Below are 19,173 nucleotides of genomic sequence, written 5' to 3' on the forward strand. Positions count from 1 at the left end.
GGCGCAGGTCGCGCCGGCCGGACCGGAGCCGTCACCCCGGGGCAACCGGCCCGCAACAGCCACCGGCGAGGGTCGTAGGGGGAAGGGAGGCAACCATGACGCTGTGGCGGATCCGGGCGACCGTGGACGACCGACCGGGCTACCTGTCGGTGCTCACGGCCAGCCTGGCGTTGCGCGGGGTCAACATCCTCGCCGTGCAGGTGCACACCACCGAGCGGGGGGCGGTCGACGACTTCCTGGTCGACGCGCCCGACACGCTCGACGAGGCGGACCTCGCCGCCGCCGTGGAGCGGGGGCGGGGGCGGGACTGCTGGGTCGCGCGCAGCGAGGCGCGCGGGCTGGCCGACCAGCCCACCCGGGTGCTTGGCCTGGCCAACCGGCTGGTGCGGGACCCGGACGCCGCCGGGGAGGCGCTGCGCGCCCTGCTCGGCGCCGACGCGGTCACCTGGCGGCCCGCGCCGGCCGGCGCCGGCGGCGGGATCACCGACACCACGATGCTGCTCGCCGACCCGGGCGGAGGCGCGTTCACCCTGCGCCGGGCCGCGCCCGGCTTCACCCCGGCCGAGTTCGCCCGGGCGCAGGCCCTGCTGGAGCTGTCGGCCACCGTCGCGCGCCGGGCTGCCGAGCAGGTCACCCTGGTCCTGCCCGACGGCGCCGAGGCGGCCGTACGGCCGGCGACCGCCGACGACCTGCCCGGCGTGGTCGAGCTGCACGAGGGCTGCTCGGCGCGCAGCCGGCACCGCCGCTACCTGGGCGGGGCGGCCGTGCCGTCGCCGACCCGGCTGCGCCGGCTGTTGGAGCCGGCCCGGGGCCTCACCCTGCTCGCCACGGCTGGCGGGGACAGCGCGCCGACGGAGTCGGTGGTGGCGATGGCGAACCTGCTCGCCGAGGGGGACGAGGCGGAGGTGGCGCTCCTGGTCCGCGACGACTGGCAGCGGCGGGGGCTCGGCTCCGCCCTGCTGCGCCGGCTGGTGCGGCACGCCGAGCAGGCCGGGTACGCGGCCCTGGTGCTGCACGTGCAGGCGGAGAACGCCCCGATGCTGCGCACCCTGCGGCGGCTCGGCCGCCCGGCCCCGGCCGAACGGGACGGCGCCCTGCTCACCCTCACCGTCCCGCTCGCCGCCGACACCCGCGGTGCGGGGAAGGGCGCCCTGTTGCGCAGGGCCCCTTCCTGACGGTCCGCCGGCGTTCGCCGCCCTTCCTCGCCGCTCAGGTGGCCGGGTAGCTGCTGTAGTCGGGGAAGTTGCCGTAGAGCCGGCCGTCGCCGCCCTGGGTGACCGCCTGCACCAGCAGGTCGCCGCCGACGAACGCGCCCTTCCAGGAGGCGCCCCGGCCGCCGAACGGCTCGTCCCGGTCGCCCCGGGAGCGCGGCTTGTTGATGCCCACCTTGAACGCCTGGAGGTCCACCGCGAGCTTCCCGGCCAGCTCCTCGTCGTCGCAGGCCAGCGAGGCGACCAGCGCGCCGTTGGAGGCGTTCATCGCGGCCAGCAGCTCGTCGGTGGTGTCCACCACGACGATGGTGTCGACCGGGCCGAACGGCTCGGCGTGCATCAGTCGGGACCGGCCGGGCGGGGCCAGCAGCACCGACGGCGCCACGTACGCCGAGGTGTCCTGCCCGTCGAGGAACGGCGCCCCGTCGAGCTTGCCCCGGTGCAGGGGCACCGCGCCGCCGCGTACCGCCTCTTCGACCTTGCGGCGCAGCTCGTCGGCCTTGGCGGCGCTGATCAGCGGGCCGAAGTCCAGCTCGGGCAGCGGGTCCCCGGCGGTCCAGTCGTCGCCGACGGCGAGCGGGTGTCCGAACCGGACCGAGCGCACCACCGGCAGGTACATGTCGAGGAACTCGTCGACCAGGTCCCGCTGGACCACGAAGCGCGGGTACGCGGTGCAGCGCTGCTTGCCGTACTCGAAGCCCTTCTTGAGGTGCCCGGCGAGCAGGTCCCACTGGGAGAAGTTCCAGATGCCCCAGGCGTTGAGGCCCTCCTGCTCGATGAAGTGTCGCTTGTCGGAGTCGAGCAGCGCGGCGGCCACCTTGCCGCCGTTGGAGCGCCCGCCGACGAACGCCACCGCGCCGATCTCCGGTGCCCGTACCAGGACCTCGGACAGTTCCTCGCCGCCGCCGGAGACCAGGGTGGCGGGCAGCCCGGCCCGGCGCATCAGCGCGTGCGCGACGGTGAGGCAGACCGCCCCGCCCTGGGACGGGGTCTTGGCGATGACCGCGTTGCCGGCGAGGAGCTGCACCAGCTCGGCGTGCACGAGCACGCTCATCGGGTAGTTCCACGACGCGATGTTGCTGACCGGCCCGGGCAGCGGCTCACGCCCGTCGGCGAGCATCCGGTCGATCTCGCCGACGTACCAGCGGACGCCGTCCAGCGCCCGGTCCACGTCCGCGCACGCCAGCCGCCACGGCTTGCCGATCTCCCAGACCAGCAGCAGGGCGAGCAGGTCGCGGTTTGCGGTGAGCGCGTCCAGGGCGTCGGTGACCCGGGCCTTGCGCTCGGCGAGCGGGGTGTCGGCCCAGGCGCGGTGTGCGGCGGCGGCGTGCGCGACCGCGGCGCGGGCGGTCTCCGCGTCGAGGCGGGGGAGGTTGACCAGCACGGTGTTGTCGACCGGCGTGCGGACGGGGCTGGGCGTGCCCACCGCGTGCCAGTCGCCGCGCACGAGGTTGTGCAGCGTGGTGACGCCGTCGACCGGGGCGCCGAACGCCTCCGGCGCGGCGGCCACCGCACGGGCGAGGGTGTCGGACCAGGCGGTGCCGTCGGCGAGTCGTAGAGCCATCGCGATCTCCTCAGGGTCGGACCGGGGGAGCGGCGGCGTCGATGGCACCGCTGGTGTCGCGTACTGTCGCGCGCCGGAAAGCGGCGCGGCAACAGTACGTTCGTATGCCGGAACGCCCCGCCCGCGCCCGGCCGTCCTCGACGCGTCCTCATGCCCGTCGACAGTGGCCCTGACCTGGCATTACGCGAGCAAGTAATCCATGAACTTGGATGATGTGATGAATGTCCGGGCGGCATCGGCCGGCGGCCGGCCGAGCGGAGAAGGCGACCGGCCGCCGGACGAGGTGTCCGGCGGCCGGTCGGGCGCTGAGTGCTGTCAGCTGGTGAAGGTGATGTTGTCGCGCCGCCGGCGCAGCATCAGCAGCGCGCCGCCGCCGATCAGGACGAGGCCGCCCAGCGCGATGCTGGTCGTCGCCACGCCGGTCAGCGGCAGGCCGCCCTCGTCCTCGTCGCCGCCACCGCTGCCGCCGCCGGTGCTCTCCGACGGCGTGACCGACGGGGTGCCCGACTCCGACGGCGAGACGGACCCGCTCGGGGAGGTGGACTCCGACGGCGACACCGACGTCGAGGGCGACGTCGAGGTCGACGGGGTGGCCGACGGGGTGCTCGACGGGGTGGCCGTCGCCGACGGGGACGGAGACTGCGTCGGGGCGGTGCCGCCGCAGGTGTGGCTCAGGTTGAACTTGTCCGCGCTGCCACTGATGGCGGCGCTGCCGTCCAGCAGGGTCCAGCCGGCCGGCGTGAAGAGGTAGGCGTGGATCAGCCGGTCCTCGTCCTTGCCCGCCGGGTAGAGGGCGTCGGGGTAGGCGTCACCGGCGTTCGGAACCGTGACGGTGACCTCGCTGCTGCCGGTGTCGAAGGTCAGCGTGAGGGTCTCGAAGCCGCCCGAGCCCTTGCCGCCGGGCAGGATGAAGTGCCAGCCGTCGTGGTCCGCCGGGCGGTCCGCGAATCGCGGGTCGTTGCAGTCCTGCTCGGAGAAGCCGCCGGCGGTCTCTTCCTTGTGGTCCGGGTTGATCTGGATGGTGCTCGATGCCCAGGCCGGGGTGGCGAGCGCGAGACAGGCCGTGGCGGCGACTGCGGAAACGGCCGTGCGCGCCACGCGCCGACGATGTGCCATGAGGATTCCTCCGGAATTGATCGAGGGGACAGCACATGATCGCACGGTGCGTGACGGCCATGGACATCGGGCGATCGGCTTGAGCTGCTAGGAAGCGGCGCGCCAGCCGGCCCCGAGCCGAAATTCATCACTCTCCGCAGGCGTGTTGATGTAACGCGATCGGCCCCTGCGGCGCTGCGCGCCGGCGGGCCCGTGCCCGGTCGGTCCATCCTGGCCGGTCTTCACAAACGGGCCACGCCGGCATTACATTGTCGCTTATCCATGGGAGCGCTCCCGGCTCCTCGGGTCACCCCCCACCACCCCCGCCGGCAGCCCGGAACCCCCTGCGGCCGCCCCGACGCCGTGGCGCGTCCCTTCCCGGTGCCGCCGGCGACGCCACCGACAGGAGCACCGTCATGCGCCACCCGACACGACCGCGCCCGCCCGGCGACCAGCCCTGGCCGCGGCGTCTGCTGGCCGCCGCCGCGGCCCTCGCGACCGGGCTCGCCCTCGCGGTCACCGCACCCGCCGGCGCCGCGCCCGCAGCCGCGGCACCCGCCTTCAACTACGCCGAGGCGCTGCAGAAGTCACTCTTCTTCTACGAGGCGCAGCAGTCCGGTCGGCTGCCGGACTGGAACCGGGTCTCCTGGCGCGGCGACTCCGCGCTCACCGACGGGGCGGACGTCGGGGTGGACCTCACCGGCGGGTGGTACGACGCCGGCGACCACGTCAAGTTCGGCTTCCCGATGGCGTTCAGCGCCACCATGCTCGCCTGGGGCGCCGTCGAGTACCGCGACGGCTACGTCGCCTCCGGCCAGCTTCCGCACCTGCTGAACAACCTGCGCTTCGTCAACGACTGGTTCGTCAAGGCGCACCCGGCGCCCAACGTCCTCTACGGACAGGTCGGCAGGGGCGACGACGACCACCGGTGGTGGGGGCCGGCCGAGGTGCTGCCGATGGCGCGGCCCGCGTACAAGATCGACGCGAGCTGCGGCGGCGCGGACCTGGCCGGGGAGACGGCGGCGGCGATGGCCGCCTCATCGATGGTCTTCCGGCCCACCGACGCCGCCTACGCGGACAAGCTGCTCGGCCACGCCAGGCAGCTCTACACGTTCGCCGACACCGTGCGGAAGAGCTACCACGAGTGCATCACCGACGCGACCAGCTTCTACCGCTCGTGGAGCGGCTGGCAGGACGAACTGGTCTGGGGCGCGATCTGGCTGCACCGGGCCACCGGCGACCCCGCCTACCTCGCCAAGGCCGAGGCCGAGTACGACAGGCTCGGCACCGAGAACCAGAGCAGCACCCGCTCCTACAGGTGGACGATCGCCTGGGACAACAAGCAGTTCGGGGCGTACGTGCTGTTGGCCAACCTCACCGGCAAGCAGAAGTACGTCGACGACGCCAACCGCTGGCTCGACTACTGGACCGTCGGCGTCGACGGACAGCGGGTGCCGTACTCGCCCGGGGGGATGGCGGTGCTCGACTCGTGGGGCGCGCTGCGCTACGCCGCGAACACCGCCTTCGCCGCCCTGGTCTACAGCGACAGGACCACCGACGCCGCCCGCAAGGCCCGGTACCACGACTTCGCCGTCCGGCAGATCAACTACGCGCTCGGCGACAACCCGCGCAACTCCAGCTACGTCATCGGATTCGGCGCCAACCCCCCGCGCAACCCGCACCACCGCACCGCCCACGGCTCCTGGTGGGACAGCCAGCAGGTGCCCACCGAGACCCGGCACGTGCTGTACGGCGCGCTGGTCGGCGGCCCGTCGGCGGCCAACGACGCCTACACGGACAGCCGCTCGGACTACGTCATGAACGAGGTCGCCACCGACTACAACGCCGGCTTCACCTCCGCGCTGGCCCGGCTCACCCGCGAGTACGGCGGCACCCCGCTCGCCGGCTTCCCCCGGGCCGAGTCGCCGGACATCGACGAGCTGACCGTGGAGACCACGGTGATGCAGGCCGAGCCGCGGGCCACCGGCCTCAAGGCGATCGTCTACAACAAGTCCGCGTTCCCCGCCCGCGCCCTGACCGACGGGAGGTTCCGCTACTACTTCCGGCCCGACGGCGCCGGCCCGGTCACGGTCACCCCCGGCTACACCCAGGGCTGCCCGTCGCCGTCCACGGCCCGCCAGCACGCCGGCGACGTCTGGTACGTCGAGGTGGACTGCACCGGGCACCGCATCGCGCCCGCCGGCCAGTCGCAGCACCGGATGGAGGTGCAGTTCAAGATCGGCGTGCCGGAGGGCGGCACCTGGGACCCGACGAACGACCCGTCGTACCAGGCGGCGGCCGGGCCGAACCGGAAGGTCACCCTGTACTCGGGCGGCGCCCGGGTCTGGGGCGAGGAGCCCGGCCCGGCCACTCCCGACACCACCGCGCCGACCACTCCGGGCACCCCCGTCGCCTCGGCCGTCACCGCGACCGGGCTGACCCTGACCTGGCCCGCCTCCACCGACGCCGGCGGCAGCGGGCTGGCCGGCTACGAGGTCACCCAGGCCCAGGTCGGCAGCGACGCGCTCGTCCTGCACACGGCCGGCACCAACTCCCTGGCCGTGACCGGGCTCCTGCCGGAGCGGACGTACCGGTTCACGGTCCGGGCCCGCGACGGCGCCGGCAACCGGTCGGCCGCGTCGCCCGTGGCCGAGGTGAGCACCCCCGCCGCGCCGGGCCCCGACACCGTCGCGCCGTCCCGCCCCGGCACGCCGACCGCCTCGGCGGTCACCGCCACCGGGCTCACCCTGAACTGGGCCGCGTCGACCGACAACGTCGGCGTCACCGGCTACCGGGTCTACCGCGAGGCCGGCGCCACCGACGCGCTGGTCGGGTCGCCCACCGGCACCACGCTCGCGGTGACCGGGCTGACCGCGGCCACCGCGTACCAGTTCCACGTCGTGGCCGTCGACGCGGCGGGCAACACCTCCGCCGCCTCCGCGCCGGTCTCGGTCACCACCGCCGACCCGCCGGCCGCCGGTGGCTGCGCCGTCGCGTGGACCACCAGCGACTGGAGCACCGGCTTCACGGCGGCGATCACCATCACCAACACCGGCACGGCCACCGTCACCGGCTGGACCCTCGCCTTCGACTTCCCCACCCCCGGGCAGCAGGTCGGGCAGGGCTGGTCGGCGACGTACCGCCAGACCGGCACGGCGGTGACCGCCGCGAACCTCTCCTACAACGGGGTGCTCGCGCCGGGGGCGTCGACCAGCATCGGCTTCAACGGCACCCACACCGGCTCGAACCCGAGGCCGACCGCGTTCACGCTCAACGGCGTGGCCTGCACCCCCGCCTGACCGCCCACCACCCGCGCCCCGAGATCCGCGCGACGTCACCGAAGGTGCCGCGTCGGCAGACCCGGCGGCGGCACCTTCGGGAAAGTGGCGCGGATCTCGCCGTGCGGCGCGGAGGGTAGGCGTCCGGAAACGGGGGCATGCTTCCCCCGTGGAGCGTGCGTTGGTGACGGTGGGGCACGGGGCGGCCGACCGGGCGCGGCTGGGGGAGCTGCTCGGCGGGGCCGGGGTGAGCCTGGTCGTGGACGTGCGGCGGTTCCCGGCCAGCCGGACCAACCCGGACGTCCGCCGCGAGGAACTGGAGCGCTGGCTGCCGGCGGCGGGGATCGACTACCGGTGGGAGCAGCGCCTCGGCGGGCGGCGGCACGTCCCCGCCGGCCAGCCCGAACCGGACAGCTGGTGGACCGTGCCGGCGTTCCGGGCGTACGCGGCGTACACCCGCACCGCCGACTTCCGGGCGGCGCTGGACGAGGTGCTGGCCGACGCGGCGGCCCGGAGCACGGCGGTGATGTGCAGCGAGAGCGTCTGGTGGCGCTGCCACCGGCGGCTGATCGCCGACGTCGCCGTGCTGGCCCGCGACGTGCCGGTGCACCACCTGATGCCCGACGGCCGGCTCGCCCCGCACCGCCCCGCCGCCGGCGCCCGCCGCTCCGGATCCCGCGACCTGGTCTGGGACGCCTGACCCGCCGCCCAGCAGCAGGGCGTACGCGAACCGGGTGAAGCCGAGCGCGACGACGGGCCGGGATCGTCCCCGTTCGCGTCAGTCGGTGAGTTCGTCCGCGAGCAGGTCCATCAGCAGCCCGTCGTGCCACCGCCCGTCCTCGCCGCGCTCGTAGCGGCGCAGCACCCCCACCGGGCGGAAGCCGACCTTGGCGTAGCTGCGGATGGCCGGGCTGTTCGCCGCCGACGGGTCGATGGTGAACCGGTGGTGCCCGTGCGCCTCGACCAGGTGCCGGACCAGGGTGCGGATCGCGTCCGGCCCGAGCCCCCGGCCGTGCACCGCCGGGTCGAGGAAGACGTCCAGGCTGGCGTGCCGGTAGTCCGGGTCGTCCTCGGCGTACCACTGGATCGCGCCGACGACCCGGCCGTCGTGCTCGACCGCGTACACCGACACGTCGTCGTCGGCGAGGTCCGCCCGCACGGCGGCGGCGAGGTCGTCGCCACCGCGCCACCAGCGCCGGACCTGCGGGGTGGCCCGGATCGCGGCGAGCGCCGGCACGTCCCCGGCCGTCGCCGGTCGCAGGGTCACCGCCCGGCCGCGCAGCATCTCCCTCAGCCCCGGATCTCGCCGTGCTCGACGCAGACCGCCGCCCAGCCGACCGGCAGCACCTGCACCTTCATCCGGCGGCGGCAGCGCGTGCAGAAGCGCGGCGGCTCCAGCACCCGCGCCGCCGCGCAGCCGTCGTGCGAGCCGACGGCCGTGTCCTCGCCGCAGCGGTCGCACCAGGCGGCCGGCGTCGCGCTGCCGGCCACCGTCGCCGCGTCACCCGTCGTCACCGGAGCGCTCACAGCGTCGCGGAGAGCGCCTTGACCGGCATCTTCAGGTCGTCGAGCAGCTTCAGGTCGTCGGTCGCCGGCCGCCCGAGGGTGGTCAGGTAGTTGCCGACGATCACCGCGTTGATGCCGCCCAGCAGGCCGTCGCGCGTGCCCAGGTCGCCGAGGGTGATCTCCCGGCCGCCCGCGTACCGCAGGATGGTGCGCGGCATCGCGAGCCGGAAGGCGGCGATGGCGCGCAGCGCGTCCTTGCCCTCCACCACCGGCCGGTCGCCCAACGGGGTGCCGGGGCGGGGGTTGAGGAAGTTGAGTGGGACCTCGTGCGGGTCCAGCTCGGCGAGCTGCGCGGCGAACTCGGCCCGCTGCTCCACCGTCTCGCCGAGGCCGAGGATGCCGCCGCAGCAGACCTCCATGCCCGACTCGCGGACCATCCGCAGGGTCTCCCAGCGCTCCTCCCAGGAGTGCGTGGTGACCACGTTCGGGAAGTAGGAGCGGCAGGTCTCCAGGTTGTGGTTGTAGCGGTGCACGCCCATGTCGACCAGTTCGTCGACCTGCTCCTGGCTGAGCATGCCCAGCGAGGCCGCCACCTGGATGTCGACCTCGGCCTTGATGGCGGCGACGCCCTCGCGCATCTGCTTCATCAGCCGGGCGTCCGGGCCGCGCACCGCGGCGACGATGCAGAACTCGGTCGCGCCGGTCGCGGCGGTCTGCTTCGCCGCCTCGACCAGGGAGGGGATGTCCAGCCAGACCGAGCGCACCGGCGAGGTGAACAGGCCGGACTGCGAGCAGAAGTGGCAGTCCTCGGGGCAGCCGCCCGTCTTCAGCGAGACGATCCCCTCGACCTCCACCTCGGGGCCGCACCAGCGCATCCGCACATCGTGGGCGAGCTGGAGGGCGGCGGGCAGGTGCTCGTCGGGCAGGTTCAGCACGGCGAGGACGCCGGCCTCGTCGAGACCGACGCCGTTCTCCAGCACCTGGGTTCGGGCCTGGTCGAGGATCTCTGGCATGGCTCGTACCCTACAAGGCCCCCCGGCCGGGGAGAACGGCCCGCGTGTCGGGGCTCGCGGCGCCGGGGTGGACACGCCGGGCCGGAACGGGCGGGTGGTAATTTCGCCCGGCGGAAGCGGTCGACGACGGTCGGCGCAGGCGGCGTGGGGGTGACGGTGGCGGACTGGCTGGCGGCGCTCGACCGCCGCGCCGAGCTGCGCGCGAAGGCGGGACTGACCCGCCGGCTGTCGCCCCGCGGCGCCGGCGACGCCGTGGTCGACCTGGCCGGCAACGACTACCTCGGCCTGTCCGGCCACCCCGAGGTCACCGCCGCGGCGGCGCGGGCGCTGTCCGCGTACGGGCTGGGGGCCACCGGGTCGCGGCTGGTGCGCGGCTCCACCGACGCCCACCACGCGCTCGAGGACGCCCTCGCCGACTGGCTCGGCGCCGACCGGGCGCTGGTCTTCTCCTCCGGCTACCTGGCCAACCTCGGGGCGGTCCGGGCGCTCGTGCGGCCGCGTACGCTGCTCGTCTCCGACGCCCACAACCACGCGTCGCTGATCGACGGCTGCCGGATCTCCGGCGCGGAGACCGTGGTGACCCCGCACGCCGACGTGGCGGCGGTGGCCGCGGCGCTCGCCGCCGCGCCCGGCCGGCCGGCCGTGGTCGTCACCGAGTCGGTCTTCTCCGTCGACGGCGACCTCGCCCCGCTGGCCCGCCTGCACGCCGTCGCCCGGGAGCACGGCGCGCTGCTGCTCGTCGACGACGCGCACGCGCTCGGGGTGACCGGCCCGGCGGGCGCCGGGGGCGTCGCCGCCGCCGGTCTCGCCGGCCAGCCCGACGTGGTGGTCACCGCAACCCTCTCCAAGGCCCTCGGCGGCGCGGGCGGGGTGGTCGCCGGGCCGGCCGGGTTCGTCCGGCACGTGGTGGAGACCGGGCGGACGTTCATCTTCGACACCGCGCTGCCCCCGGCCGTCGCCGCCGGCGTGCACGCCGCGGTCGGGCTGGCCCGCGCCGGCGACGACCTGCGCGCCGAGCTGGCCGAGCGGGCCGCCCTCGCGGTGCGCCGGCTGACCGCCGCCGGGCTGACCGTCTCCGACCCCGACGGCGCGGTCGTCTCGGTCACCGCGCCGGGGCCGGAGGCGGCGACGGCGTGGGCGGACGACTGCCGCGACCGAGGGGTGGCCGTCGGCTGCTTCCGCCCGCCGTCCACCCCGGACAGCCGGTCCCGGCTGCGGTTGACGATCGGCGCGGGAGTGCCCCGGCGGGACTTCGAGCGGGCCCTGGAGGTCATCGTGGAGTGTGCGCCGTGAGCGCGAGGAGTGAGCCGGTTCTGCGAGCCCCGCAGTCGCGAACAGAGGTGTCGCCGTGGCGGGGGCCGGTGCTGGTGACCGGCACCGACACCGAGGTCGGCAAGACCGTGGTGACCGCGGCGATCGCGGCCGCCGCGCAGGCCGCCGGCCTGCGCGTCGCCGTGGTCAAACCCGGCCAGACCGGTACGGCCACCGGTGAGCCCGGCGACGTCGAGTCCGTCACCCGGCTGGCCGCCCCGCTGACCGGCCGCACCCTGGCCAGCTTCCCCGATCCGCTCGCCCCGCTGGCGGCGGCCCGGGTCGCCGAGCTGGAGCCGCTGGAGCTCTACACCGCCGTCGACGCGGTCCGCGAGGAGGCCGAGAAGCACGACCTGGTGCTGGTGGAGGGCGCCGGCGGGCTGCTCGTACCGATGGGGCTGCGGCCGTCGGGGGAGCCCTGGACGGTGGCCGACCTGGCGGTCTCGCTGGGGTCCCCGGCCGTGGTGGTGGCCCGGGCCGGGCTGGGCACCCTCAACCACACCGCGCTCACCCTGGAGGCCCTGGAACGCCGGGCGGTGCCGGCCGGCGTGGTGATCGGCGCCTGGCCGGCCGACCCGGAGCTGGTGCACTGGGCCAACCTCACCGAGCTGGTGCCGAACCTGCTGGGCGCCCTGCCGGCGGGGGCCGGCGCGATGGACCCGGGGGTGTTCCGGCGCTCCGCGCCCGGCTGGCTCACCCCGGCGCTCTACGGGGTGCTCGACGACTGGCGCGCCTGGGCCGAGGAGATCAGCTGAGCACCTGACCCTCGTCGGGTCGTGGTGTGCCACCGGGTGCGGGCGGGGCTCCTCCCGTGCGGGGCGGCCCGCCCCGCATCCCGTTCTCCCGGGCGGTCCGGCGGCGGGCGGCACTCAGCCGCGGCGGACGACGAAGGCGTCGGGCATCCGGAACGTGAGGTTGTCCGGGCACCACGGCTCGCGGACCACCGTGACCCCCTCCAGCAGCGGCGCGGTCTCGCCGACCACCACCGCCGCCTCCATCCGGGCGAGCTGGTCGCCGACGCAGCGGTGCGCGCCCGCCCCGAAGGCCAGGTGCCGTCGGGATCCGCGCTGGCCGGGCCGGAACTCGTCGGGCGCGTCCACCGCGGCCGGGTCCCGGCCGGCGCGGGCCAGCCACAGCACGATGCTGGTGCCCGCGGGCACCGGCGTCCCGCCCAGCGTGGTGTCCACGGCGGCCACCCGCCGCCAGGTGACGATCGGCGGCTCCAGCCGCAGCCCCTCCTCGACCACGTCGGCGACCGCGACGGTGCCGGCCCGCAGCCCGGCGAGCACCGCCGGCTCGCCGGCCAGCCGGCGCAGCAGGAGGGTGAGGAACTGCGAGGTGGTCTCCTGCCCGGCGACCAGCAGGAAGAACAGCGCGCCGACCACCACGTCGGGCGGGTGCCCGGCGGCCCGCAGCGACCCCGCCAGCCCGCCCCCGGTCGCGGCGAAGTCCCGCAGCACCCGGTGGAACCGACCCACCTCGGCCGCCAGCGCCGCCTGGCGGTCGGCGTCCAGCGGCGCCCAGAACAGCTCCAGCGCCGCGCGGGCGAACTCCTTCACCGCCCCGACCGGCGCGTCGGGCAGCTCGACCAGCCGGGCCAGCACCAGCAGCGGCAGGTCGGCGGCGAGTTCGGCGTAGAGGTCCACCGGCGCGCCCGCGTCCAGGGCGGCGCCGATCGCGGTGAGGCGCTCCCGGACCAGCGCGGTCAGCCAGGGCCGCTGCGCGGCGACCCGGGTCGGGTGCAGGGCCTCGGCGACGATCGCCCGGATCCCCGGATGGCTGGCGCCGCCGTTGTTCGCCAGGGTCGGCGGCAGCCGGAACCGGTGCGCGGCCAGCACCCGCAGCGCGGCCACCGGGATCGGGGTCACCGCGTCCAGGGCGTTGTCCGGCCGGTAGGTCGCCGGGTCGGTGAGCACCTCGCGGACCAGCGCGTGCCGGGTCACCACCAGGTGTTCGACACCCACGTGGTCGGGCACCCGGGCCACGTCCGGCCAGTGCGCGTCGGCGGTCTGCGCCCAGCTCCGGAACAGCACGCCGACACGCTAGCGGGCGCTGCCCGGCAGCCCCGCCCGCAACAGCCACACCGTGGTGCGCTTCACCCGTACGCTCTCCAGCGTCTCGGGCACCGGCACGTCGTAGCCGGCCAGCTCGTCGAAGCGGTCGCGGGGCAGGAACGCCCGGCCGGGATCGCCGACCAGCACCTGGGCCCCGGCGCGGGCGGCCCGCAGCAGGAAGCGCAGCACCCGGTTGGCCATCGCCTCGCTGTAGAACACGTCCCCGGCGAACACCACCTCGGCCCCTGCGGCGTCGCCGTCGAGGATGTCGCCGAGTTCCGCGTCGACGCGTACCCCGTTGGCCTCGGCGTTGACCCCCACGGCCGCGACGGCCAGCTCGTCGATCTCCACGGCGCGGACGGCGGCGGCGCCGGCCCGCGCGGCGGCGATGGCGACCAGGCCGGAGCCGGCGGCGAGGTCGAGGACCCGGCGGCCGGCGACCAGCTTGGGATGGTCGGTGACGTACCGGGCCAGCGCCTGCCCGCCGGCCCACGCGAAGGCCCAGAACGGCGGGGGCTGCGCGCTGCGGAACTCGCCCTCGGTCAGCTCCCACAGCCCGATGGCGTCGTCCGCCTGGTGCAGCCGCACCTCGGGGACGAAGGCGACCGGGGCGAGGCGGGCGTGCAGCCGGACGAAGGCGGCGGAGAGGTCGGACACGCCGCCGATTCTCTCCCGCCGTCCGGCCCCGGCGTGTCGCGGGGCGGCGGTGACCGGTTCACCACGCACCGTGAAACAGGCCCCCGCGCTTGGCGACCGGTGCGAACACGCCCGTCTACCGGCCGGGCCGCGGCGCTGGCAGCGTTGCGGGGTGGAGGCGAGGCGAGGGAGGGCGGAGCAGGTGGCGACGGTGTGGCGGTACGCGCTGCGGGCCCCGGTGGTGGCGGCCTGCCTGACCGGGGTGGTCCTCGCGGCGCCCCTGCCCGCGTCGGCGGCCTTCACCACCGAGCTGAGCGGCCTGCCGGACGAGTTCACCGCCGGCGGCCGGGTGGAGACCGTCTCCGCCGTGGTCTCCCGCGACGACGGCGGCTGCGTCAAGGTCCGCTGGTCGATGGTGCTGCGGGTGCGGGGAATCCGGCTCGACCAGGTGCGGATGGACCGGGTCGAGGAGACCGGCTCGTTCCCGCTGGAGGTCCGGACCGACGGGGACGTGGCCCGGCTGACCGACCGGCGGCTCGATCCGGGCACGCTCTGCCCCGGCCGCACGGTCACCGCCCGCTACCGGGTCGCCTTCGCCGAGGACGTCACGCGGGGACGGGTCACCCTCGAGGCCGAGGCGTACGACCGGAACCTGCGGCTGCTGTCCCGGCAGACGGCCACCCGGTCCGTGGTCGGGTCGGGCGCCGACGCCACCGCGACCCCGCCGCCCGAGCCCACCCCGACCGAGGCGGGCGGGCCGGCGACGGACGAGCCCGCGGAGGCTCCCCCCGCCGACGAGCCGGTGACCGACGCCGCGCCCCCGGTCGCCGGGGCTGGGCGGCCGGTCGCGCGCTCCGGCGGGTTCGGGGTGGTGCAGGCCGCGTTCCTGCTCGGCGGGCTGCTGCTGTCGCTCGGGGTCGGCCTGCTGCTGCGGCTGCGTCACCTGACGCGGGCGGCCGGCGCGCAGGGCGACGACGTCGGGCCGGACCGGTGGTGGGAACGGCCCGCGGCGGCCCGGCGGTGGCGGCCGGCCCGCCGCTGATCCGGGGCCGCCGGGCCCGGTGACATGCCGCACCGGGCCCGGCGGTCGTGCGTCGGGGCCGGTGCGACGTGCCGGCCGGCCCCGACGGGCGGTCACTTCGAGAACGCCTGGAACTCGGCGACGCGCACCTGGGCACGCGCCGGGCTGGCGGTCGCGCAGTCGGTGGTGGTGGCCGGGTCGTCGTCCTGCTCGCCGGCGTAGTCCGGCCCGCCGGTGCACTGGCTGGTCAGCACCTCCAGCCGCAGGTGCGTGGCGAGGGTGGTCGGCACCGGGAACGAGCGCAGGTTGATGTCCCGCACGTAGGCCCGGTACGCGCCGCCGGGGAACGCGTCCGTCGCGCTGGTGTGGATCCGCTGCCAGTTCGCCGGGTCCGCGCAGTCGGTGGTCTTCGCGTTGCAGGCCGACACCGCGAACGAGCGCAGCGCGCTGAGCGAGTTCTGGCTGCCGGCGTCGGCGTCGCCGGCGACCGCCGGGCGCAGCATCGCGCTGACGTTCACCCGCTTCACGACGTGCGGCGCGTCCCCGGGCAGCGCCACGGTGACCTGCCGGCCGGCCACCCCGTCCAGGGAGGCCCAGTTGGTCGCCTCGGTGTCGTCGGCGATCCGGTCCAGGTTGACCCCGTCGCCGGTGAGGGTCGCGCCGGACGCCGTGGACGCCAGGTTGCGGCTCATCCGCAGGTCGACGTACCCCTCCCGGCCGGCCTCGGCGACCACGGTGAGCCGCTGGTGGCCGAAGCCGGGCGCGACGGCGAGCAGCTGGTACGTCCCGGGCACCAGCTCGATCCGGTCCGGCAGCGCGGTCGCCGGGTCGGTGTCGGCCACCGGGACCGCCCGCGCCTCGTACGCCCCGACGTACACCCGGATCGGCGCGTCGGCGCTGTCGCCCTTGGGACGGAGGGTGAGCACGGCGTTGTCGGCGCCGGGAGCGGCGAAGCTCGGCGTCGGGTCGGTGTCGGAGGCGCCGTTGCTGGCCGCGTCCCGGCCCATCCCGGAGCGGGCGAACTCGGCCCAGATCAGATCCTGGTTGGCGCCGCCGAAGCGGAGCAGGTCGGCGGTGAGCATGTTGTCCCGCATGTCGAGCATGCTGACCTGGCTGGCCGCCTGGAGCAGGAACGAGTCGAAGACGAGCTGCGACCAACGCCGGTTGCCCGGACACTGCTCCACCGCCACCCTGCCCCGCGCGCAGTCGAGCTGGCGCTGCGGAGTGCCGACGCCGTACCGCTTCATCAACGCCGCCCGGACCCGGAAGTTGGTCGCGCTCCAGATCTCGCCGTCGGCGTGCACCGCGGGGCCGCTGCTGTGGTAGCCGACGTCGGAGTAGTTCAGCGGGCTGCGGCTGAAGTCGTGGTTGCGGATGCCGCTGACGAGGTTGCCGGTGACGTATCCGCCGGTGACGTAGGGCGTCTCGCCGGGGGCGCGCAGCCCGTGCTGGAACAGGTACTCGGCGGCGAGCAGGTCGCTCCACGACTCGCCCATCGCACCGCCCTGGTGCCCGCCGATGCCGCTGTCCGGTCCGGCGATCATGCGGTTGGTGATCGCGTGGGTGTACTCGTGCCCGATCACCGTCATGTCGTAGTCGCCGTCGACGCAGGGCGGGTACGGCCCGCCGGCCTGCGGCTGCCAGAGGTACATGTTGGTGGTCGGCGGCAGCCCGTCGCGCGGCGTGCCCTGGTTGGCGTTGTTCCGGTTGCCGCTGAGCGCGCCCTGCTGGGCGCGGCCCTGCTCGGCGTCGCCGCCCCGGCCCTGCGGGGTCAGGTTCACCGCCTGGAGGTTCCAGGTCGCCTCGGTGAAGCCGAGGTGCCAGGCCCAGTCGTGCATCCGGTTGTGCATGGCGAAGAGGTTGCCGATCGCGGCGTCACCGTCGTTGCGCCGCGCCGAGGTGAACACCTCGGGGTTGCAGCGGGCCTGGTGCCACTGGTCGGTGAACGGGTACTCGTAGCGGCGCTGTGGGCTGGGCGTGGCCGGGACGGCCGGCGTTCCGCCGCCCCAGGAGAGCACGGTGTTGGCGGAGTTGCCGCGCGCGGTGCCGGTCGGCGTGCCGGTGGCCGCGTCGACGTCCCACGGCTGGCCGGTGGCCGGGTCGCGGAAGGCGGCCCGACAGTCCGGGGCGGGGTCGCCGCACCAGCGCACCCGGGGGTCCTGCCCGGGGCCGAGGTCGCGCGGCGGGGTGGCCGGGAAGACGGCCCAGCTCGGGTTGTCCGAGTCGAAGTCGACCAGGTCCTCGCGGACCAGCACCTGCCCGCTGATCCCGTCGACGTAGGTGGTGAACGCGGCCGGTTCGTCGGCGTCGGCGCCGATCAGGGTCACCTCGTACGCGGCCCGGGGCCCGTCGAGCGGGGTGGGCACGGCGACGGACCGCACGCTGTGGTCGCGGACGGCGTCCGCGGCCAGGCCGGCGTCGGCGAGCGCCGCGGCGTACGCCTGCTCGTCGGTGAGGGTGGCGGGCGCCGGCGCGGCGGTGTCCCGGGAGAGCGAGGAGTTGACCGCGAGCACCTTGCCCGCGGCGACCGCGACGGTGACCAGGCCGTCGTGCCCGGCCGGCAGGGCGCCGAAGCGCTGCCGGAGGGTGACCACCGCGCCGGCGCCGATCGGGCGGACCAGCAGCCGGTCCATCGCCTCGACCGCGGCGGCGTCCAGGCCGAACAGGTCCTGGTTACCGGCGAGGTAGGCGCGGGCGGCCGCCTCCGGGTCGCCGGGGAGGCCGGTGGCGAGCGGCGCGCGGCCGGGGCCGAGCGCGTGCGGGGTGCCGAGTCGGTTCCAGCGGACGTCCGGGTCGGCCTTGCGGGCCAGGCCCCGCTGCCGCGCGTCGGGGGCGGCGGCGCCGGGGCGGTTGTCGACGTCGGCGTGCTCGTGCCCCTCGGCGAACGCGCCGGAGCGCCGCTCGGCGGCGGCTCCGCCGGCGGGGGTGGCGGCGGTGGGGCCGGCGGGGAGCAGCGCGGCCGCCACCGCGGTCGCCGCCAGGACGGGGACGAGCCGGCGTCGACGCCGGCTCATCCAGGGTGTCGGCTCCGGTTGTGCCACGGGACCTCCTCGTGGGAGCGGGTGGCCGACCCTCCGCCGGCCCGCACGGCGCGGTGGCGCATGCGCATCTGTGGATATCAGCCCGGGTCGGCGGGAACAAGGGTCGCGCCTACTCAAGGCGGCCCGGCGCCGGCATCGGTTTACAAACATCTGCTCTTGTACAAGTCGGTGGCGGCTGTCACAGTCGGGGGACCGCGACAGATCGGAGGTGGGCCGTGGCCGCCGAAGCCGTTGCGACCGACGCCCGCGCCTGGCGGGACGCCCGCAAGCCGTTCTGGCCGCTGGCGCTGCTGGTGCCGGCGCTGCCCTTCCTCGGCTGGGCGACCTGGCGGGCCACCGGCGGCGGGTGGGCCTGGTGGCTCACCCCCGCCGTCGTCTTCGTGCTGATCCCCGTGGTCGACCTGCTGGTCGGCGAGGACCGGCGCAACCCGCCCGACGAGGCGGTGCCCCGGCTGGCGGCCGACGGCTACTACCGCTGGCTCACCTACCTCTACCTGCCCGCCCAGTACGCCGGCCTGGCGCTCTGCTGCGCGGTCTGGGCCCGGGGCGACCTGTCGGTCGCCGGCGCGACCGGCCTGGTCGCCACGATCGGGGTGGTCAACGGCATCGCCATCAACACCGCCCACGAACTCGGCCACAAGCGGGAGACGCTGGAGCGCTGGCTGTCCAAGGTCGCCCTCGCCCCGACCGCCTACGGCCACTTCCACGTCGAGCACAACCGGGGCCACCACACGCGCGTCGCCACGCGGGAGGATCCGGCCAGCTCGCGGCTGGGGGAGAGCTTCTGGGCGTTCTGGCCGCGTACGGTCGCCGGGAGCCTGCGCTCGGCGTGGCGGCTGGAGACGGCACGGTTCCGCCGCCGCGGCCGCAGCCCGTGGACCTGGCGCAACGACATCCTGAACGCGTACGCGATGACCCTGGCGCTCTACACCGCGCTGGTGGCGGCCTTCGGCCCGGGCGTGCTGCCGTTCCTGGCGCTCCAGGCGGTGGTCGGGTTCTCCCTGCTGGAGGCGGTCAACTACCTGGAGCACTACGGGCTGGCCCGGCAGCGCACCCCCGCCGGCCGCTACGAGCGGGTCGACCCCCGGCACAGCTGGAACAGCGACCGCACGGTGACCAACATCTTCCTCTTCCAGCTCCAGCGGCACAGCGACCACCACGCCAACCCGCTGCGCCGCTACCAGACGCTGCGCAGCTTCGACTCATCCCCGCAGTTGCCCGCCGGTTACGCCACGATGGTGGTCGCCGCGCTGGTGCCGCCGGTGTGGCGCCGGGTCATGGACCACCGGGTGCTCGCCCACTACGGCGGGGACCTCAGCCGGGCCAACGTCCACCCGCCGGCCCTGCGCCGGCTGCGGGCGCGCCCGCCCCGTCCACCCGCCGCCGAGCCGCGCGCCGGCTGACGGCCGGGGTAGCGGGTGTGTCGGTGACGCGCGTCGCCCC

The 19,173-nt window shown here is 75.6% G+C and carries 15 protein-coding genes; 7 read left to right on the forward strand and 8 right to left on the reverse strand.

Translation table 11 applies throughout. The features are described 5' to 3' along the window. Nucleotides 1-95 precede the first annotated feature (95 nt). Nucleotides 96-1,175, forward strand: coding sequence for a GNAT family N-acetyltransferase (locus ACSNOB_RS17600; protein ID WP_436687638.1), 1,080 nt, complete (start codon nucleotides 96-98; stop codon nucleotides 1,173-1,175). 34 nt (nucleotides 1,176-1,209) lie between these two features. Here the strand turns inward: ACSNOB_RS17600 and ACSNOB_RS17605 are convergent, their stop codons facing one another. Then, on the reverse strand, nucleotides 1,210-2,775 hold the full coding sequence (locus ACSNOB_RS17605; RefSeq protein ID WP_436687639.1) for an aldehyde dehydrogenase family protein: 1,566 nt from the start codon (nucleotides 2,773-2,775) through the stop codon (nucleotides 1,210-1,212). A 315-nt stretch (nucleotides 2,776-3,090) separates the two neighbouring features. Beyond that, nucleotides 3,091-3,873, reverse strand: coding sequence for an LPXTG cell wall anchor domain-containing protein (locus ACSNOB_RS17610; RefSeq protein ID WP_436687640.1), 783 nt, complete (start codon nucleotides 3,871-3,873; stop codon nucleotides 3,091-3,093). A gap of 413 nt (nucleotides 3,874-4,286) precedes the next feature. On the opposite strand from ACSNOB_RS17610, the gene ACSNOB_RS17615 reads away from it, so the two are divergent. After that, the gene (locus ACSNOB_RS17615) at nucleotides 4,287-7,169 is read left to right on the forward strand and encodes a glycoside hydrolase family 9 protein (RefSeq protein ID WP_436687641.1); all 2,883 of its coding nucleotides are present in this window, start codon (nucleotides 4,287-4,289) and stop codon (nucleotides 7,167-7,169) included. 148 nt (nucleotides 7,170-7,317) lie between these two features. After that, on the forward strand, nucleotides 7,318-7,848 hold the full coding sequence (locus ACSNOB_RS17620; RefSeq protein WP_436687642.1) for a DUF488 domain-containing protein: 531 nt from the start codon (nucleotides 7,318-7,320) through the stop codon (nucleotides 7,846-7,848). A 78-nt stretch (nucleotides 7,849-7,926) separates the two neighbouring features. Here the strand turns inward: ACSNOB_RS17620 and ACSNOB_RS17625 are convergent, their stop codons facing one another. The 3 genes from ACSNOB_RS17625 to bioB are packed head-to-tail and all read right to left on the reverse strand — an operon-like array spanning nucleotide 7,927 to nucleotide 9,667. Further along, nucleotides 7,927-8,433 carry a GNAT family N-acetyltransferase gene (locus ACSNOB_RS17625; protein WP_393104527.1) on the reverse strand — a complete coding sequence of 169 codons (507 nt, stop codon included), beginning with the start codon at nucleotides 8,431-8,433 and terminating at the stop codon, nucleotides 7,927-7,929. Between the two features lie 5 nt (nucleotides 8,434-8,438). Continuing rightward, nucleotides 8,439-8,663, reverse strand: a complete 225-nt coding sequence (locus tag ACSNOB_RS17630; protein ID WP_436687643.1) for a hypothetical protein — start codon at nucleotides 8,661-8,663, stop codon at nucleotides 8,439-8,441. An 8-nt stretch (nucleotides 8,664-8,671) separates the two neighbouring features. After that, nucleotides 8,672-9,667: a biotin synthase BioB gene (bioB, locus tag ACSNOB_RS17635; protein WP_436687644.1), complete on the reverse strand. Its 996-nt coding sequence runs from the start codon at nucleotides 9,665-9,667 to the stop codon at nucleotides 8,672-8,674. 156 nt (nucleotides 9,668-9,823) lie between these two features. Between bioB and ACSNOB_RS17640 the strand changes: the two genes are divergently transcribed. Then, on the forward strand, nucleotides 9,824-10,960 hold the full coding sequence (locus ACSNOB_RS17640) for an 8-amino-7-oxononanoate synthase (protein WP_436687650.1): 1,137 nt from the start codon (nucleotides 9,824-9,826) through the stop codon (nucleotides 10,958-10,960). 68 nt (nucleotides 10,961-11,028) lie between these two features. Beyond that, nucleotides 11,029-11,733 carry a dethiobiotin synthase gene (gene bioD / locus ACSNOB_RS17645; RefSeq protein WP_436687651.1) on the forward strand — a complete coding sequence of 235 codons (705 nt, stop codon included), beginning with the start codon at nucleotides 11,029-11,031 and terminating at the stop codon, nucleotides 11,731-11,733. A 114-nt stretch (nucleotides 11,734-11,847) separates the two neighbouring features. On the opposite strand, the gene ACSNOB_RS17650 is transcribed toward bioD, so the two are convergent. Continuing rightward, nucleotides 11,848-13,011, reverse strand: coding sequence for a cytochrome P450 (locus ACSNOB_RS17650; protein ID WP_436687645.1), 1,164 nt, complete (start codon nucleotides 13,009-13,011; stop codon nucleotides 11,848-11,850). A gap of 9 nt (nucleotides 13,012-13,020) precedes the next feature. Beyond that, nucleotides 13,021-13,689, reverse strand: a complete 669-nt coding sequence (locus ACSNOB_RS17655; RefSeq protein ID WP_436687646.1) for a class I SAM-dependent methyltransferase — start codon at nucleotides 13,687-13,689, stop codon at nucleotides 13,021-13,023. Between the two features lie 181 nt (nucleotides 13,690-13,870). Between ACSNOB_RS17655 and ACSNOB_RS17660 the strand changes: the two genes are divergently transcribed. Then, complete coding sequence (locus ACSNOB_RS17660; RefSeq protein WP_436687647.1) at nucleotides 13,871-14,710, forward strand: hypothetical protein; 840 nt, start codon at nucleotides 13,871-13,873, stop codon at nucleotides 14,708-14,710. A gap of 92 nt (nucleotides 14,711-14,802) precedes the next feature. On the opposite strand, the gene ACSNOB_RS17665 is transcribed toward ACSNOB_RS17660, so the two are convergent. Then, a complete protein-coding gene (locus ACSNOB_RS17665) occupies nucleotides 14,803-17,730 on the reverse strand; it encodes a M36 family metallopeptidase (protein WP_436687648.1) in 2,928 nt (975 codons plus the stop codon). Nucleotides 17,731-17,945: 215 nt separating this feature from the next. Between ACSNOB_RS17665 and ACSNOB_RS17670 the strand changes: the two genes are divergently transcribed. After that, nucleotides 17,946-19,133, forward strand: coding sequence for an alkane 1-monooxygenase (locus ACSNOB_RS17670; RefSeq protein ID WP_436687649.1), 1,188 nt, complete (start codon nucleotides 17,946-17,948; stop codon nucleotides 19,131-19,133). Nucleotides 19,134-19,173: the final 40 nt, after the last annotated feature.

The sequence above is a fragment of the Micromonospora sp. URMC 106 genome (assembly GCF_051386395.1).
Taxonomy (GTDB): Bacteria; Actinomycetota; Actinomycetes; order Mycobacteriales; family Micromonosporaceae; genus Micromonospora.

Excerpts from the sequence above, each read along its gene's own strand:
- ACSNOB_RS17600 (WP_436687638.1), top strand. The coding sequence starts at position 96 with ATGACGCTGTGGCGGATCCGGGCGACCGTGGACGACCGACCGGGCTAC.
- ACSNOB_RS17605 (WP_436687639.1), bottom strand. The coding sequence starts at position 2,775 with ATGGCTCTACGACTCGCCGACGGCACCGCCTGGTCCGACACCCTCGCC.
- ACSNOB_RS17615 (WP_436687641.1), top strand. The coding sequence starts at position 4,287 with ATGCGCCACCCGACACGACCGCGCCCGCCCGGCGACCAGCCCTGGCCG.
- ACSNOB_RS17625 (WP_393104527.1), bottom strand. The coding sequence starts at position 8,433 with ATGCTGCGCGGCCGGGCGGTGACCCTGCGACCGGCGACGGCCGGGGAC.
- bioB (WP_436687644.1), bottom strand. The coding sequence starts at position 9,667 with ATGCCAGAGATCCTCGACCAGGCCCGAACCCAGGTGCTGGAGAACGGC.